We start from the raw sequence: 16,915 nt of genomic DNA, 5'->3' as shown, positions 1-16,915 counted from the left end.
AGACGAATAAGAGGGTGAAAACGGTCGAAACTATTAATCGTCGATTGCCTTTCTTAAGATCTGCATGATAGTGTCTTCCAGATCCGAGCCATTGGCCGACAAGGGATCTATTGTTTTTACAAGCCGTGTTCTTAATGTATAGAGGTCTTTTTTATCTACGGCCTGAAATACATTTTTAAGTTGTTTTTGTTTTGGATTAAAAAGCCCGTTCAATTCGGAACATTGGTAGCAAACGCCTTGTTTATTCACCAAAGCACACCGCCGGTCAAAAATGTCTGACATGGTTTGACGGGCTAAAAACAGCCAATGTTTTACGGTTCCTTCCGGCGAACCCAGGATCGCTGATATCTCATTGATCTTGAAATCGTAGATGTCTTTTAAGATCAGCGCTACTTGCTGGTCAAGAGGCAGCGTTTTAGAGATACAGGTAAAACAGAAGTTGATATGTTCTTTAAAGTCGAACGCCCCGGACGGTGAATTTTGGCTTTTATCCATGAGAGCCGCCCTGTAGTGCGGGTCCGACTGAGCCAATGATTTAGCTTCGTCCTGAGCCGTTTCAGACCAGCGCTTCTTTTTTCTAAGCCAGTCCATAGCCAGGTTGGTCCCAATGGAGAATATCCATGTTTTTAAACTGGAGCGACCGTTGAATTGATCTTGTTTTTCCATGACCTTGACGAAGGTGTCCTGAACAATGTCATTCGAAACTTCTTTGTCGCACGTAAGGCGGTATAAATAGGACCCCAATTCAGGCAGAAGTTCGGTGTAGGTCTTTGAAATGTCAATGTCTGCGTCAATAGAAGTCATGATATACTATATTTGCCTTTCAATTCTTTTTCGAAGCACAGGCTGTTTTCTACTTCGGCATACTGCCCGTAATTTGGGATCAGTGTGTAACCGTTCTTTTTGTAAAGCATGATAGCCTCAGGCTGTTTCTTCCCTGTTTCTAATATACATTTCGTATAAGTTAATTCGGAAGCCCACATTTCCAACTCCAACAGAATTTTTGCGGCAACTCCTCGTTTCCTTTCTTCAGGCAAAACGTACATGCGTTTGATTTCCATGGTATTCACGTCATACTCTTTTATCGCTCCGCATCCTACTGGCCTGCCGTTTTCATAAGCCAGCATTACATACTTAATCTTGTCAATCTTGTTGAATTGAGCATAGAATGGATGATCTTCACCGTCTCTTATTGAAAGCTCTTCATCAAGCAATCTTACGAGATCAATAAAATCACGGTTATCGGAATTGGTTCTCTGTACGGTCATTTGTATCGTGTGGCAGTTTCCTAGAATCAAAGCAAAATTCACAGCAGTGAACAAAGCCGCAAACATATGGCCAAATTAAATTTATTCCGAGTACTCTGCATCTTCAGGCATATCCGTCGTGCTCTCGAAAAATAAATTATATGCGTCCGGGTCCGATAGGCCTACAACCCACATACCGTTTCCGACAAACGGTTTCTTTGCCGGAATATCTTTTGACTTTAGTTCACGGTAAATTAACAATGCGTCATTGCAAATGAAATTGATGGACACGCCTTCGCCTACTTGTCCTTTTGGAACCCAGGCATCGTGCCCTTCCTTTTTGAATTCCTGCAGCATCAATGCGGCGGCGCCGAGTTGCAGCCGGCACCAGCGCAATTTACCTTCATCCAGCCATTTGTCCCTTATTTTGAATCCAAGCCCATTCATATAGAAGTGAATGGACGTCTCCATATTGGAAACTGCCAGAAGAGGCACCGCTTGGGTGACGTTTGGTTCAGCATGTTCTTCACGATTCATAGTCAGTTCTAACTTTTCATATGAATAAGTTCAAACAAATTGACTTGAGCGAATGGTCTAAAATACTAGCTGGAATAACTTCCTTAATAAGAAACTAATTGAACTCCATCAATGCGATGTCAGGAAGTTGGCTCATGCGATGCGCCTTCAAAAGTATCCTTTAGTGTTTGTTTGATTCGGACACGCCATAGCCAGTAGAACATAACGATCAGAGGCGCCAACGCCAACAGCGCAAGCAATGGAATAATGCGTATCGGCTCCGGTATTACCTGAGCCTGGCCAAGGAAGAATGAGAAAGCTGCAATAAACATTGCAAAACAAACGCGCCAGAGATGTCTTGCAATGCGACGGGTTCCCTGCAGTCCTCTTTTAATAATCATCCGCATGTCCCCCAGCGCGGCCAGGATGGCGACGGCGCCGAATACAAAACCGGGCGCCGCAGGCTGCCCGTCAAGTTCTCCATTGTTATTTAATCCATCGAAACCGAATTTTATACTCATACTGCCGACCGTCAGTGCAAGCAACATTGCGCTGGCGTCAATCCATCGTGATCGGCCGGGATGCCGCACGGATAATAGCCCGGTAATCACCAAATAAAAAGTCAGGACACCGCCCACCACCGAAAATCTCTGAGGTCCCAGAGGGTTGCCATGGAGTCCTTGATGCGGAATTGCCGCCAAGACGGCGCCTGCCAATGACATGGCTACCATGGTATAAATGAAAATGATTCCGCTTTTCCGGTGCAGTTTTCCGCCTTTGAGAACCGAAAGCGCTACCGCGCCTGAGACTAGCCCTAATGTTCCGGCGAGGATATGTAGGAGTAAAGTTAGATGCATGAATTTAGGATACTTTTTAATATACAATTTTTACTTGTATAGAAACGATCAATCTAATACGCCGCAATTTTACAAAAAGTTCCCGGTGGAATTAAGAATCTTGTTACGGCAGTGTCAATAGATCTCCATTCCCGATGCATAGACCACAAAAGTTTCATAATCCTGTCCGGACGCGCTCCGGCGGTAGGCTTTCACGAGTTTTGTTCCCTGAACAAGCGCCCGTTTCCCTTTGGCATCCTGCGGGATCACAAACTCTGTCAAAGAAATTTCGATCTTGTCGTCATCATCTTCCAGGATGAACCACGATCCGCGCGCGGTATCGATCTGCACGATCTTTCCCTCGATGGCAAAATCGTCCGGCGCGGGCCGCGTATAAAGCCGGTCGATGGAAATGGTTTTTTTGAGCGTAACGGGTTTTCCGTACGTCACACCTTCTTTTTTCCCGCAGGAGAATAGGGTGAGGGATAGAAGGATTAAACATGTCACTTGGTTATTCATTGTCAATTTTACCAGTCCATATTTGCTGCATCATCATGCTCTCTACTCATATTTTCAATAAACTTATTAAATTCATCACCATTTGTCATAAAAGTTTTATACTGAACACATGATTTGGTGTCAAATGCAATTGATAGTTCGCTTTTTATGTAACGGATTCCGTACTTAGTCAATGGATGTGTTTCAAAAAAAGTATCGCAATTATCAAAACAATCACAAATTTCTTGAAACTCCATTTGCATATTCTCATCAAAACTATATTTGAATTTATTGTTTGATTTTGTGAGGGTTACCGGAATGGCGCCCAAGTTCTCCATATGCACATAAAAAGATAAACCATTTTTTAAAAGATTACCATGAGACAACGGGTTACGAACACGCTTTTTAATTTTATCAAGTCGCTCTAAAAGCTGAAGGGCACCCGTATCGGAAATTATGGGTAAAATAACTTTATATTTTTCCTTCCAATTTTTCCCTATGAAATCTTCTAAATTAACTTGTTCTGGATCGATGTTTTTGAGAAAAGGAAGAAGCAAAACTAGTGTGTGTTCTAGCAAACTAAAATAAGCATCAAGCATAGCGATCATATAGTAATGACCCGCATTAATTGTTCTGATAAATCTATTATAAGATTTAATGTTTTCTTCAAGTCCTATTCCCTGCTCAGGCTCGAAGATTTTTTTTATCCCATTGGCTTGACTGTATTCCCTTGATGCGTTTTCTCTTAAAAAAATATATCTGTTTCTAATGTTGCGATAACCATTATCAAGAGTAATATGCCCAGTTTGAACTAAAGACCTTATATGTGGTTCAATAAGTATTTCTGCATATTGCGTAGCCTTATGAATATTTGTCACTGCCTCAATGCCACGTTTTGTTATTGTTTCGTTTTCTAAATATGAAATAATCTCAAATCCAAATTTTCTGTGGGTTAGAATCAATGGCGTACCTTTGTACTTTAGAGGTATTTCCCAGGCAACCTTTTCCCAAGGGCCCATAAATTGGAATTTCTTCAAGTAAACAAAAATTATAAACACGATATATGGATGACGAACCCTAATATTCTCGGGGAGTGCAATTCTATATTCTTGAAGCATTCTTCTTCCGTTACCAAAGTCAACCCAAACAGGTTTTGGTGCGGGATCTGGTTCAAAGTTTTTTGTAAAAAAGTCAAAATACTTCTGTATGGTTTTTAATTTCTTGTTCAATTGCTCTTGAGTTTAGTGGTGCATGATACCTAACGCTTAAGCTAATATTGAATCTCTCATGATTAACAATTCCTACGAAAAAAGAACTACGATGGGCGATTTGAATGTAGGCACCCGGGCAGGATTTGTCAAATACTATTTATGAGAAACTGTCATTCTGAAAGAATCTTTTTGAATGAAGGTTTGAGCTTAAAACAAAAAAAGATTCTTACGGAATGACATCGGGGTTAGTTGCAAAAAACAGCGGCAATGAAGCATAGTTATATGTTTTCTGCTATTACTTATTCGTTCATGATTAATAATCCTACAATAGAAAAGAACTACGATGGGCGCTTTAAATGAAGGCACACGGGCAGGATTTGTCAAATACTATTTATGGGGGATGTCATTCTGAAAGAATCTTTTTTGAATGAAGGTTCGTACTTAAAACAAAAAAAGATTCTTTCAGAATGACAGTTAGTTGGTCGATCAGGGAGCGGTCAGACTTTGCGAGTTCTTCTAGTGGATTAGATCGAGTTTTCTAATCTCCGAAGGTGTATTGATAATGGTAATAGTGTTTCTCTGGAGCAAAGGTAAAAGCTCTTTTGAAATTGTTGATTGGTGCGATGGTTGATTTTGCTGTCAATGGCATCGCGTCATACAAGCAATCAGATCTTTTATTTCAACATGAGCGATGCCGGAAGTAATATCAGACATGGCATATGGAATGATCAGCGTATTATTGTGAATCAGCGAGCCGCACGAATAGACGACATTGGGCACATAACCTTCGCGTTCATTCTCGTTTGGCGTAAGAAGCGGTTCTTCGAGCCTGGCGACGAGTTTTGACGGGTTTTCGAGATCCAGTAAAATGGCGCCGATGAAATATTGCCTCATGGGTCCAACACCATGGGTAAGCACAAGCCAGCCGTCACTGGTTTCGAGGGGTGAACCGCAATTACCGATCTGAATGAATTCCCATGGCCGAAGCGGTTCCTGGATAATCTTTGCATCATTCCAGAAATGCAGGTGATCGGAAAACATGATATGATTATTTTCCCCGTCCAAACGGGAGAGCATTACATATTGACCTTTGATCTTTCGTGGGAATAATGCCATACCTTTGTTTTGGACGGCCTTACCGTTTAATGTCATGATATCGAAATTGAGAAAATCTTTAGTCACCAATAGTTGCGGAAGAATGCTGACCCCGTTGTACGCGGTATACGTCGCGTAATAGGTGATTTCACCGTTATCATCGAAGAATTGAACAAACCTTGCGTCTTCAATGCCCCTGCTTTCACTTTCTGAAACGGGAAATATGACACGTTCGGAAATTTCATTTTTTACTTCGAATGTTATAAAATAATTAGAATCGACAAGCCATAATAAATTTTTTATCGCCTCATTATTGGTTGCGTTTTGCCCATTCAAATGAAGCTCTGTAATATTGTTTTTTAGTTCACCGAACGTGAACAATTCAGGTAATGGTTCAAATATACGGGCACTTGTTTCATTCCACGCACCCATGTCCTTCAATTTGAGACGAAGCAGATGACGGTCATATAACTTGTCATGGCGAATCTTGGGGGTTTCAACGTATTCACCGAGCGGATCAAAATTAAATGAACCGTTGCTCCGAATAATCCCGCTACGAAAGACGATAGAGGAAATATGCCCCTCTCCTGTAGCTCGGAGGCTCATGATGAAGCGGAGGTTCCCGGGACCTGCGTCCGTTTGGTCCGGATGCGGAACGATAGAAGGATTGAAGAGGGCCGCCGATTCGACAGAGTATTCCATCGTAAAATAAGCGCCAATCAATAATTTTTTGGCGCTGCTTATGGTTTGGTCATTTAGACCGTATTGCGAAACCTTATTGAAATTGTTAATAAAAACGTTCTCTATGTTTTTATGCCTGTTAGAGAAATTGAGATTCACATTTTGCAACAGATCCGCGGCATCATGTTCCGTCATCTTCAATACCCTGTCAATTATTTTAGGGATTCGATCGGTATTGCCGGGGATATGAGTACGGGTTATTACCCTTGAAGTGTCGCGCACTAGTTTGGTTCTATTTCTTTTAACCATAGGTTTCTTTATTGTATTCTCTTCCATTTTTTCATTCCATTATGTTATGTTCGCTCTTGCCGGTACCGCGCTGTCGCGGAGTACGCTCACTTCAACTTCAAAACATTGTTATAAACCTCCATGTATTTTTCTGTCATTATTTCCCTGCTGAATGTCGAGTCGGCCCACTCCCTGCAATACCTTCTATCGATAGATTCAATATGAGCAACGGCTTCCGCGGCTTCGGCAATGGTATGGACCAGAAAACCGGTTTTTCCATGTATAATCAATTCAGGCATGGAACCTAAGTTGAATGCGATGACCGGAGTCCCGCACATCATGGATTCCGCGACGCTTAAGCCAAAAGGTTCTCTAAAACGGATCGGATGTAAAAGGGCATGAGCCTCGCCTAATAGTTTATCTCTTTCTTCAGGCCCTGAATTACCGACATAAACTATATCATCATCATTAATGAATGGCTTTACCTTGCTGTTGAAATATTCCTGATGCTGAATTAAACCTGAAATGACCAGTTTTCTGCCGGATCGCTTCGCTATCTGAATGGATTCGGCTGTGCCCTTTTCCGGATGTATCCTGCCAAAAAAAAGTAAATATTCTTTTGGCATCGGCCGGAAGGTAAATGCACGGGTGTCAATACCGTTGTAAACGGTTGCGGTGTATTTGAGTTCCGGACTACGATCGGAATTACTAATAGAGACATAAGAGTTAGTATTATTATTATATTTTTTATAAACCTCCAGGATTTTGGAAGATGAGAAGCCGTGAATGGTTGTCACCATAGGCGTTTTAATAAGGGCGGAATACGTGAGCGGAAGAAAATCAAAGTGGTTGTGGATCAAATCAAATTGATCCGCCTGTTCCATCAGGTTGCTGATATGAAGACATTCCCAAACCTTTGGGTCCATGTCCGGATTTTCCCCATAGGCGTCTTTCGAAACATACTGCAGTTTACCTTTGGTAATAGAATTTCCGGTAGCGAATAAGGTAACGTCGATATTTTTTTCAATAAGCCCTTCCGCAACGTTGGAAGCTACTTGTTCCCAAGGCCCGTACTTTAACGGCGGTGTTCTCCACGCAATAGGAGATAGGATCGCTATTTTCATATTAAAGCGGTTGACGCGAATGATTCAAGCAATGATCGACAAGCTGTTCTACGATGGCCGTTCCCACACACATCACAGAATCGGCGCCGCCCCAGTATATTTTAACGGTACCGTCTTCTTCGGGGACCGCGCCGCAACAAAAGACCACATTATGAACATAGCCGGTGATCTCATACGGCTCCTCCGGCTGCAGGATCCATTCATCGCCCACCGCCATTATCTTAGAAGGATCGTTGAGGTCATGTAATGCCACGCCGAGCCGGTAAATACAGCCATCCATGGTAGGAAATACGCCATGGTAAATATGGAGCCATCCACGTGGAGTTTTAATGGGTGGGGCGCCTGGGCCGATCTTCATTTCGTCCCAGTGATACGGACAAGGCTTCATGACGAGCCTGGATTCACCCCAGTACTTGAGGTCGGGAGAATACGAGATCCATATGGACCAAGGTGATATTTCAGAATGTGGGCGGTCGAGACGTGCGTATAAGCCATTAAACTTTTCGGGAAAGAGTACCACATTACGGTAATCGGCCTCCGTGATAAGAGATATCCGTTGTATGGATTTAAAATCTGCGGTTTTCGCGAGACCTATTCTTACCCCGTTCCTGGAATAAGCGCTGTAAGTAATAAGATATTCTCCATCAAGAAAAATAATTCGGGGGTCTTCCACACCGTATTCCTCATATTCCCTAAAAATACCTTCCGTTGCCGGAACCATGAACGGTTTTTCATCGGCTATAAAATTAAATCCGTCTTCACTTTCAGCTTTTCCCAGGATACTTCTTCCGTTAAGTTTATGAGACCGGAAAATCATTATATACCTGCCGTTAAATTTTACGACCCCGGCATTATGTACGGTTGCAACAGGATAGGGAATATCTTCCCTGGTAAGAATAGGATTGTTCGGGTATCTCTTTATTAACATAATTAACAGACAGGTGTTTATAACGGAATAGAGCGTTACGGTATTAAATGTTTTTGTTCAAATTCCTCAAAGGCCTGCAGAACTATTAAATGGGAGATCAGATAAGCCAGTGAACTCTCGGCGCCCTGATTTCGGTTAACGCCATGTCGCTCAAAACCGTCACAACATCCTTTGGTTTCGAAATCGAACAAATTCATTCTAAGGTCGTTTTCTCCCATGAACCACATGAAGCATGAAAATAATTTAGTCAGATAGTCCTTATCTCCCGTTAAATGAAACGCCTGATGATACATTAGAACCATGGCAAGGGCATCCACAGGCTGTTGTGCGAAAATGGAACGTTCACCGTCCTTGGGATACCATTTTTCGTTACCGATAATTGATAAATAACCATCCTTGAGTGTTATTCCCGTCAGGAAGTTCATCGATTCCAGAGCAATCTGTTTGATCTTACCATCGTTGAGTCTTTTTGCAGAATGCAACAGAGCCAATGGTAAAATACCATTATCGTATGCCAGCAACGGCTCAAACCATTTCCAGTCCGAAGAACTGTTTTCTTCATAATGCTTGATAAGTTTACCGGCAAGGCTTCTTAATCTTTCGGTCATCGAATCATCCGTGGGGTTACTTTTGAGATAATAACTGATGCCCAAAATAGTATTGGCGATGCCTCGTATGGATTGAAGTTTTTCGAAATTCGGCGAGGCATCAAAAAAAACCAATTTTCCGGTTTGATAATAAGCGTCGTTGGGTGCATTGTCCATAAGATATCCGAGCGCCCAGATGGTCCTTCCAAAAGAATCTTCGGATCCTACCTCGTCGAGAAAGTTTCGGTTAAAACTTAGAAAATTTCTAAATGTTCCGTCTTTGTTTTGCATGTAGTGGATGTAGCTCAGATATATAGGAGCTAAATTCAATGCGAGCATATCCTTATTCTGCCGGTACGCCATGAGCACCATTAGCAAGGCCCTTGCGTTATCATCCAGGCAGTAACCTTCTTTCAGGTTGGGGATCCCGAATTTTGCATGCTGTATAATGCCCGTATCGTCGGTCAGGCGTTTAATATGATCCAGCGAAAATGGGGGCAGAATAAGCGGATCGATAGAAGTTTCTTTCTTAACTAATACTTTCGGTTTCGCAGCCAGGATTTGTTCAACAAGCGCAATATATTTGGCCCCTGATTTTGGCCATGTTAAGGTTTTTCCATAATCAGATGCTTTTTTCTGCAGGTCTTTCAACACCTTTGGATTATCCAGCAATTCCAGTAAAATCCCTGAAAGCTCCCCGGAATCATTAAAGTTGAAAAGCCGTCCTCTTCCATCTGCCAGTAATTCCGAGGCATGCCAGTAGGGCGTTGAAATAACAGCGGAACCCACGCCGATCGCATAGGAAAGCGTACCGCTGGTAATCTGTGCTTCGTTCAGATAGGGTGTAATGTAAATATCGGACGCGGATAAATATTTAAACAGTTCCTTTTGATTAATAAATTCATTCATGAAAAAAACATAATCGTCTAAGTTCAGGGTTTTAGTCAACCGTTGAAGATAATTACGGTATTCTTCACCGGAATGCCGGAGAACGTTTGGATGCGTTTTACCCAAAACCATATATAAGACCTCGGGATGTTTTTCAACGACCCTGGGCAACGCTTTAATAACGGTTTCAATTCCCTTATTCCGGCTGATAATTCCGAAAGTGAGTAATAATTTTTTGTTTTCGAGTTTAAATTCTTTTTTCGATTGCTCCTGATTAAACTGAATATCCGGCACGCCGTGTTCTATAAAGACAATTTTTTTCTCATCAACACTATAAATGCTGGTAAGAAATTCGATCGCCTTATGACTCATGACAACGACCTTATGGGCCATTTTGCATATTTCCTGCAATACGGCCTTTTCATTGTAAGAAGGGGATTTTACGATGGTGTGAAGGGTTACGATAAGCGGAATTTCAAGCCGGTAAATCAGCGGGAGGATATAAATACCGTTTTGCCCGCCGTATATCCCGAATTCATGTTCAAGGATACACATATCCGCGCCGCTCAGATTGATGAATTTCACCGCCTCCAGATAGTCACGCTGATGCTCCTGCCTGACCGTATGTTTTACTTCTTCGGGATAATTAAAGGTTTGTTCATAATCGTTCATGGCAACCACAAACCCTTCGATCGGATCCTTTGTTGGTTTAGCAGGGTCTGTTACCGTGGAATGGTAGAGGTTCCTGGTAAACGTACCAATGCCGCATTCACGCGGAGGATAGGTTCCGATAAAAGCAAGTTTCATAGTTACGGTTTCTTCATGGTAAAGACATCACTCGATCGATAGGTTACGTGATGACCATTATTATTTATTTATGGCAGAACCCTATCGTTTGCCAAAGGTAGTTAAATTAATTGAGATTTGTTAGTTAATTAAGCCGTCGGCAAAACGGCTCTTTTGATATTGGTGAAGGTTGGCGGCGTCGGGGAAAAAATAAATGTACTGTTTGTGGGCGGGGATCTTAACGTGAGGTATTAAGCTCCGCGGGCTGTATCGATCTGCACGATCTTACCCTCGATGGCAAAGACCTCCGGCACGGGTTTCGTATAAAGCCGGTCAATGGAAACGGTCTCTCTCACCGTAACGGGTTTCCAAAACGTGACGCGTTCTTTTTTTCCGCAGGAGAGTAGGGTGAGGGATAGAAGAATTAGCAAAGTGAATTGACGAGCCATTTTTTGAGAAGCTTTCTAAAACCAGTAAATCACGTGATATTAATATACAAATTCGACAAGACCTACTTCCGCAAATCAACGCATTCAGACGAAATATATTTACCTCTTGAGAAGTTTCAAGTTATTACACCTTTTTAATAAAATTATTTATTTTATAAGCGCAAATAAAAGTAAAGAAAAACCAAATAGCAAAAACAACATTGGAGCTTCCACGTAATCCAATAATCTGGTCGAGCGGAAGATAACAGATAAAAAACGGCGCACAGCAAAGAATTACCCAATTGAAATAACGCCCGGGAGTTTTTGTAATGCCAAGCCATCTCGATGGGGTCAATGAGATTTTTTTGTCATTTGCGGTACGGTGTAGAACTTTTAAATGCCACCATATATAGGAAATTACAATAAGAAACATGAAAGGATAAATAATAAGAAACAAAAAACCAGACATAGAAAAATTACCATACGGAACTATATTAATTGATTTTAATTCTTCGATACGTTGGTTTTGAATTGCTAGATAAGCCTTTGCGAATGTTTTGTCATTAATGTGCTTCCAGTTTTGAGCCATGAAAGGATATCTGTCTTCAAACCAGTGCTCATCGACATGAAAATTCACTATGGATTTACTAAAAGGCTTTAAAAATCCTTTTGTTAGAGTTGGAGATGAGACTTGAATACTACACTGATCTGCTGACCACAAAACGGTATTAAGAGTAATTGTAACGCTCTGATCAGAGAAGGTAGCATTTATATCATCAAAATTTTGTTCAAAGGAATCAACGATTGAGTATTGTGATGATGAGTTAAGAAGTGCGTTTCTAAGAGTAGTGAGATTATCAGCGGCCGAAAAATTCTTAACCAAGTTAGTTTGGCTGTTTTGAATATTAAAAAGATTTCCTTCGTCCAATTTTAAGTTGAAGGACAAGTTGATTTTCCTTTCAAGGTGTCTAGTGAGTTTGGGTTTGTATTGCTCGGCTATAAAAAAGGAATCTAAATCAACACGTTGACATCTTTCTATGTGTTGCTTGAAGTTTGATAACTCGATCTGAAGCTCGGTTGGGTTAAAAGGCGAAAGTTGAATGACAATACACAATGCAATGAAGTCGAAAATTAATAGTCCAATAAAGATATATTGTATTGATGAAATGTGATCGGAAGTGGTTTTAAGACTTGAAGTTGACTTATTCATTGTTTGATATGTTTAAAAGGCTTCAAAATTGGTTCGTCTCTTATACGTAAGTTATTGTTGAGGCAATTGTTAATAAGATTGTGGCCATAATTCTATTGTTGATAGGTTATCTCATCATACTTAGTATTTCTGACCACTGAATATCATCAATTTTTTGTTTCAATAAAATTATATTGTCTTGTTCAGTTGAACGTAACACAGATTTCGGATCTGGATGAATCAAAATAACTTTTCTATGGCGGCCATTAATTAACCATTCGCTGATTCTGAGATTGATGCCGATATCGCCAAACCCATATCCTGAAATTATCAAGTAATCAGATTGGAAAAGATATTTTTTAAACAAATTGTGTAATTCAAAAAAAGTATCTTGGTAATAATCAGAGACTTTGTTTGAAGAGCCAATTAAAATAACAGACTTTTGGCTTTCATATGTTTTGTAATGATTCCAGTCTGTTCTCGTCGGGATTCCCAATCTATACACACCTTTTACTTTAAAATTGTGCCAATTTATTGAGCCATGAAGTTTGAGTAATGGAATTCTATTGTGATTATCTGTGAATTTATTGGAGTTCCAAAGTTGGATGTCATCATTCGCCTCGTTAAATCCGATTTCTATATGATTGGTTAACAGTTGTTCTAAGAATAAATCGTGATTCAGTGTGAAAATTGCTTTAATATTTATCTGATCATCCTTACATGCTTCTAAAATAGAATGGAGATAATCTAAAGATTTTGGTTCTTTCCACAGTAATTGCTCAACGCCGTAATGTATGTAATCTTTTGCCCAGCTAATTAATTCGTCAAAGGAGTAGTCTTCTGTTAGATAGAGAGGAATACCAAGCTGTTCAGCATATAAATTGTCAAGGATTCTATCTTCATCTTTGCTTAAAAGCTTTCTTAGTTGGGGATCAATTTCTTTCAAAAACTTTCTAACAAGAGGATTTCGATAGCGTTTTCGATCAATTTCGTCTGCAAGTGCATAAATGTCTTCATAGTTAATAGTAAGTGGGGGTTCAAAATTTTGATCGATTGATGATCTTAGAATGTCTAACAACTTCTGAACACGTTGAACAATTTCATCCTTTTTTGTCAAGAAAATACGGGGTTCATCAAAAATGAAAGTATTGTCTGTATGATGAAAGACCTTTTTTGTGGACAATAGAAATTCTGTTATTGCGCTAGTAGATGGCAGGCCGCCCGAAATTGAGATACCAGAACCAAAGAGAAATGATACTGATTTCATAATCTACCCGATTGAAATTCCTACAATAATATAAAAGAACTACGATGAGCGTTTTAAATGTAGGGACGCGGGCAGGATTTGTCAAATACTATTTATAAGAGCCGTCATTCTGCAAGAATCTTTTTTGAATGAAGGTTCGTACTTAAAACAAAAAAAGATTCTTTCAGAATGACATAGGGGTTTGTTTTTTGGCTATCCACAGCAGGCGGAGCTTTTTTTATCACCGGCGCAATGGACTTAAAAAAGATTCTTTCAGAATGGCATAGGAGTTCGTGTTTTTTTGCTATCCGCAGCAGGCGGAGCTTTTTTATCACCAGCCAATGGACTCAAAAAAGATTCTTGCAGAGTGACGCCGGGGTTGTGTTTACAGCCTATTCGATCTTTGCGATCAATCATCCATCGGCACGCTCGGAGTGCCGCGCGCGGCGCCGAAACTGGCCGTCATGACGGCGGCTATGGCTAAACATTGCAAGAGCGTCAGGCGCTCGCCGAGTACGAGGAAACCGACGACGGCCGCACAGGCCGGTTCCAGGCTCATCATGATGCCGAATACTTTAGCCGGTATACGGCGTAAAGCTTCGATCTCAAAACTGTACGGAATGACGGACGAGAGCAGCGCAACCGCCGCGGCAAACGGCAGCGCGGGCAGGATATTCAGCCACTCCGGCGCATCCATGATCTTCACCGGCACCAATAACAAAGTGCCGATGCTCATCGCGACGGTTAAACCGAGCGCGCCCGGCGTCGCGCTGCCCAGTTTCTCGCCGAGGATAATGTAAAGCCCCCAGAAAGCGCCGGCCAATAACGCGAGGACAAATCCGACCGGATCGATGTGCCCGCTGAACGGATTAAGCAGCGCAATACCGAATGCCGCCAGCGCGACCCAGACAAAATCGAGCTTACGATGACTGTGCCAGGCCGCTACGGCTAAGGGTCCGATAAATTCGATGGTCACGCACAAGCCGAGCGGCAGACGTTCCAAAGACAAATAATACGTGACATTCAAACTGACCAACACGATGCCGAAAATGATGCTGGTCTTCCACTGCTTACGGTTTAAGGCGCGCAGCGCCGGACGCACGATGATCAGTAGCATGACCGCGCCCAGCGCCACGCGCCAGAACACGACCGTGATGGCGCCAAATTCGGCAAACAGGGATTTCGCGAGCGCCGCGCCCCATTGTACGCTGAACATGGCGATGACAACCAATAAAACCGGATGAATGCGCTGCAGTATCTTCATTTTGTTTTCGTGCTCAATTGAATGAATATAGATCTGATGAAGGTCGGCATCTTATCTGCAATCCCCCTGACGCCCTTTACGAGGCTGTTGCAGAATGAGTTATTTTTGTGCCATTGTGTCGTTACAGCGTTTTCGGGCCTTTGAAAAAATGCCGTCAAGAAATCGAAGCGAAAGCCCGTTAAAAACAAAACATGTCCGAGTTCCGACGAAGTCGGAACGAGTTTGTTTTGTTTAGGGCTGGAGCGGAGATTTTAGGCATTTTTTCAACAGCCCAAGGCACTTTTCTTTCCTTCTTTCTTTTGTGCCAGCAAAAGAAAGAAGAATGGTTTTTCCGCGTGTGTTCATCTTACATATAGTTTATTGTAAACCCTAATTACTGTTAATCCGCTTTCTTTTTAAAAAGAAAGCGGGAAAGAAAACTTCGGCTGTAATAAAAATGCCTAAACCCTCGTTCGCAGCGCGAGTTGCGAAAAACGATTCTCAGTCTTCACGATACGTTAAATTAGAACGTTAATGAAAGCCGTTTTTCGCAGAAGTTATACTGCGAACTCGGGTTTCGGCGGCATTTTTATCAAGGCCGGGAATACCAAAGCATGTATCAAGTAAATATTTGAAGACAACATGTCATATTGCAACAGCCTCGAAAAGGGGGATAGAGGGGGATTTGCATTACAGAGATTGACAAATTCATACCGCATGAATAATTATCCCCTCAAAACGCCACAGGATTACATTTATTTTGTCGTCTTGGCGCCAAATTGAATTCCTAATTTTTCATATTCGATATCATTCGGTTCCCACAGTTCGATATTGTTCCCTTCCGGGTCAAGGATGTGAACAAATTTCCCGTAGTCAAACGATTGAACGGTGTCCAAAACGGTCACTCCGTTTTTCTTCAATTCTTCTATAAGCGCTTCGACGTTTTCAACCCTGTAATTGATCATAAAATCTTTTGTCGAAGGCTCAAAGTATTTCGTTGTTTCCTTAAAAGGGCTCCATTGAGTAAATCCTTTCTTTGTGCTGTCCGCACCTTGATACCATTCGAACACGGCTCCATATCGATTGGTATTTAGTCCGAGATTGGCCTTATACCATTCTCTCAATTTGGCGGGGTCTTTGCATTTGAAAAAAATGCCGCCTATTCCCGTAACCTTTTTAATTTCCGGTACATTGTTTTGTTGCGTTAGTAAGGTCTTTAAGGTGAAACCGGAAAAGAATGATGCCGTAACGAGCAAGATGATCAAAATCGTTTTTTTCATATGATGATTCCTCCATATTGGTCCGGTTGTAAAAAGCGTTGAACATCGCGTAACGCATGATAAGCAAGGTTCACCTGATCATTTCATAAAGTAATATTGAAGTCCTATGCCAAAAGTCGTTGTACCAAAGCTAAGATTCATATCCGTGCGGGTTCCCTTGTGGCCATTTACGCGCATAAAGGTTGAATTCAGCGATGCGGCGCCGAAAACACCTTCAAAAGCTAAACGATCGGTTATAAAGTAATAGAGCCCTGGGTTTATCCTTGCCATAAAATCAATGGTTTTATCCGTATTATGACCGCCCGGGAATGCATTCCTGCGTTTTGAATATCCTAAGCCGGCCTGACACTGTATATAGAAACCAAACCGATCTGAGGTTGGAAAATCACGTCGCCAGAATGGATTGAATGAAAAGGAATGATCCCTATCATGCAATGTAACAGAGTCATAAGAAACCGAATTCCAATAATAATTATCCCAAATGCTAAATCCAAAAACATCGCAATCCGTGAGGTATTTCCCAACCTTTGGATTGATCCACAAGGATAAATATTTGTCGGCAAACTCCGTTCTGGTATAATTAACGCTAATTCCGCCTCCAACAGGAATCGTTCCCTTTAAATCTTGGGCCGAGCACGGAAAGCTGGAAATAAACAGAATAAGAAATAGACATAGATGTTTCATAAAGGCCTCATATAAGGTGATTGTTGGGGTCCACTTAGATCTCTCATGATTGATCATCCTACAATAGAAAAGAACTACGATGGGCGATTTGAATGTAGGCACCCGGGCAGGATTTGTCAAATAATATTTATAGAGATGTCATTCTGAAAGAATCTTTTTT

General features: G+C 41.5%; 16 protein-coding genes. All 16 read right to left on the bottom strand.

Translation table 11 applies throughout. The features are described 5' to 3' along the window. Nucleotides 1–33: 33 nt before the first annotated feature. Complete coding sequence (locus F9K33_12565; GenBank protein ID KAB2878621.1) at nucleotides 34–804, bottom strand: RNA polymerase sigma factor; 771 nt, start codon at nucleotides 802–804, stop codon at nucleotides 34–36. After that, nucleotides 801–1,268 (bottom strand): GNAT family N-acetyltransferase, encoded by a 468-nt coding sequence (locus tag F9K33_12560; protein KAB2878620.1) that lies wholly within the window; start codon nucleotides 1,266–1,268, stop codon nucleotides 801–803. Before F9K33_12560 ends, F9K33_12565 begins: the two co-directional genes overlap by 4 nt. Nucleotides 1,269–1,349: 81 nt before the next feature. Then, nucleotides 1,350–1,784: a VOC family protein gene (locus tag F9K33_12555; protein ID KAB2878619.1), complete on the bottom strand. Its 435-nt coding sequence runs from the start codon at nucleotides 1,782–1,784 to the stop codon at nucleotides 1,350–1,352. A 119-nt stretch (nucleotides 1,785–1,903) separates the two neighbouring features. Then, complete coding sequence (locus tag F9K33_12550; GenBank protein ID KAB2878618.1) at nucleotides 1,904–2,620, bottom strand: hypothetical protein; 717 nt, start codon at nucleotides 2,618–2,620, stop codon at nucleotides 1,904–1,906. Between the two features lie 114 nt (nucleotides 2,621–2,734). Next, nucleotides 2,735–3,118 (bottom strand): hypothetical protein, encoded by a 384-nt coding sequence (locus F9K33_12545; protein ID KAB2878617.1) that lies wholly within the window; start codon nucleotides 3,116–3,118, stop codon nucleotides 2,735–2,737. Between the two features lie 8 nt (nucleotides 3,119–3,126). Next, entirely contained in the window at nucleotides 3,127–4,326 is a 1,200-nt protein-coding gene (locus F9K33_12540; protein ID KAB2878616.1) for a hypothetical protein, read from the bottom strand. Nucleotides 4,327–4,947: 621 nt separating this feature from the next. Further along, nucleotides 4,948–6,420, bottom strand: a complete 1,473-nt coding sequence (locus F9K33_12535) for a glycosidase (protein KAB2878615.1) — start codon at nucleotides 6,418–6,420, stop codon at nucleotides 4,948–4,950. A 59-nt stretch (nucleotides 6,421–6,479) separates the two neighbouring features. Then, a complete protein-coding gene (locus tag F9K33_12530; GenBank protein ID KAB2878614.1) occupies nucleotides 6,480–7,496 on the bottom strand; it encodes a glycosyltransferase family 4 protein in 1,017 nt (338 codons plus the stop codon). A 1-nt stretch (nucleotide 7,497) separates the two neighbouring features. Beyond that, nucleotides 7,498–8,424, bottom strand: a complete 927-nt coding sequence (locus F9K33_12525; GenBank protein ID KAB2878613.1) for a glycosidase — start codon at nucleotides 8,422–8,424, stop codon at nucleotides 7,498–7,500. A 35-nt stretch (nucleotides 8,425–8,459) separates the two neighbouring features. Then, complete coding sequence (locus tag F9K33_12520) at nucleotides 8,460–10,706, bottom strand: glycosyltransferase (protein ID KAB2878612.1); 2,247 nt, start codon at nucleotides 10,704–10,706, stop codon at nucleotides 8,460–8,462. 230 nt (nucleotides 10,707–10,936) lie between these two features. Next, on the bottom strand, nucleotides 10,937–11,134 hold the full coding sequence (locus F9K33_12515; protein ID KAB2878611.1) for a hypothetical protein: 198 nt from the start codon (nucleotides 11,132–11,134) through the stop codon (nucleotides 10,937–10,939). 124 nt (nucleotides 11,135–11,258) lie between these two features. After that, on the bottom strand, nucleotides 11,259–12,323 hold the full coding sequence (locus F9K33_12510) for a hypothetical protein (protein ID KAB2878610.1): 1,065 nt from the start codon (nucleotides 12,321–12,323) through the stop codon (nucleotides 11,259–11,261). A gap of 106 nt (nucleotides 12,324–12,429) precedes the next feature. Beyond that, the gene (locus F9K33_12505) at nucleotides 12,430–13,569 is read right to left on the bottom strand and encodes a hypothetical protein (protein ID KAB2878609.1); all 1,140 of its coding nucleotides are present in this window, start codon (nucleotides 13,567–13,569) and stop codon (nucleotides 12,430–12,432) included. A gap of 388 nt (nucleotides 13,570–13,957) precedes the next feature. Further along, a complete protein-coding gene (locus tag F9K33_12500; protein KAB2878608.1) occupies nucleotides 13,958–14,812 on the bottom strand; it encodes an EamA family transporter in 855 nt (284 codons plus the stop codon). Nucleotides 14,813–15,546: 734 nt separating this feature from the next. Continuing rightward, complete coding sequence (locus tag F9K33_12495) at nucleotides 15,547–15,972, bottom strand: VOC family protein (GenBank protein KAB2878635.1); 426 nt, start codon at nucleotides 15,970–15,972, stop codon at nucleotides 15,547–15,549. 177 nt (nucleotides 15,973–16,149) lie between these two features. Further along, a complete protein-coding gene (locus F9K33_12490) occupies nucleotides 16,150–16,875 on the bottom strand; it encodes a porin family protein (GenBank protein ID KAB2878607.1) in 726 nt (241 codons plus the stop codon). Nucleotides 16,876–16,915 lie beyond the last annotated feature (40 nt).

Source organism: bacterium (genome assembly GCA_008933615.1).
Classification (GTDB): domain Bacteria; phylum CLD3; class CLD3; order SB21; family SB21; genus SB21.
This window is presented reverse-complemented; position numbering and strand designations above follow the sequence as displayed.

Coding starts and splice junctions, on each gene's coding strand:
- F9K33_12565 (KAB2878621.1), bottom strand. CDS start 804: ATGACTTCTATTGACGCAGACATTGACATTTCAAAGACCTACACCGAA.
- F9K33_12560 (KAB2878620.1), bottom strand. CDS start 1,268: ATGACCGTACAGAGAACCAATTCCGATAACCGTGATTTTATTGATCTC.
- F9K33_12555 (KAB2878619.1), bottom strand. CDS start 1,784: ATGAATCGTGAAGAACATGCTGAACCAAACGTCACCCAAGCGGTGCCT.
- F9K33_12550 (KAB2878618.1), bottom strand. CDS start 2,620: ATGCATCTAACTTTACTCCTACATATCCTCGCCGGAACATTAGGGCTA.
- F9K33_12545 (KAB2878617.1), bottom strand. CDS start 3,118: ATGAATAACCAAGTGACATGTTTAATCCTTCTATCCCTCACCCTATTC.
- F9K33_12535 (KAB2878615.1), bottom strand. CDS start 6,420: ATGGAAGAGAATACAATAAAGAAACCTATGGTTAAAAGAAATAGAACC.
- F9K33_12530 (KAB2878614.1), bottom strand. CDS start 7,496: ATGAAAATAGCGATCCTATCTCCTATTGCGTGGAGAACACCGCCGTTA.
- F9K33_12525 (KAB2878613.1), bottom strand. CDS start 8,424: ATGTTAATAAAGAGATACCCGAACAATCCTATTCTTACCAGGGAAGAT.
- F9K33_12520 (KAB2878612.1), bottom strand. CDS start 10,706: ATGAAACTTGCTTTTATCGGAACCTATCCTCCGCGTGAATGCGGCATT.
- F9K33_12515 (KAB2878611.1), bottom strand. CDS start 11,134: ATGGCTCGTCAATTCACTTTGCTAATTCTTCTATCCCTCACCCTACTC.
- F9K33_12510 (KAB2878610.1), bottom strand. CDS start 12,323: ATGAATAAGTCAACTTCAAGTCTTAAAACCACTTCCGATCACATTTCA.
- F9K33_12505 (KAB2878609.1), bottom strand. CDS start 13,569: ATGAAATCAGTATCATTTCTCTTTGGTTCTGGTATCTCAATTTCGGGC.
- F9K33_12500 (KAB2878608.1), bottom strand. CDS start 14,812: ATGAAGATACTGCAGCGCATTCATCCGGTTTTATTGGTTGTCATCGCC.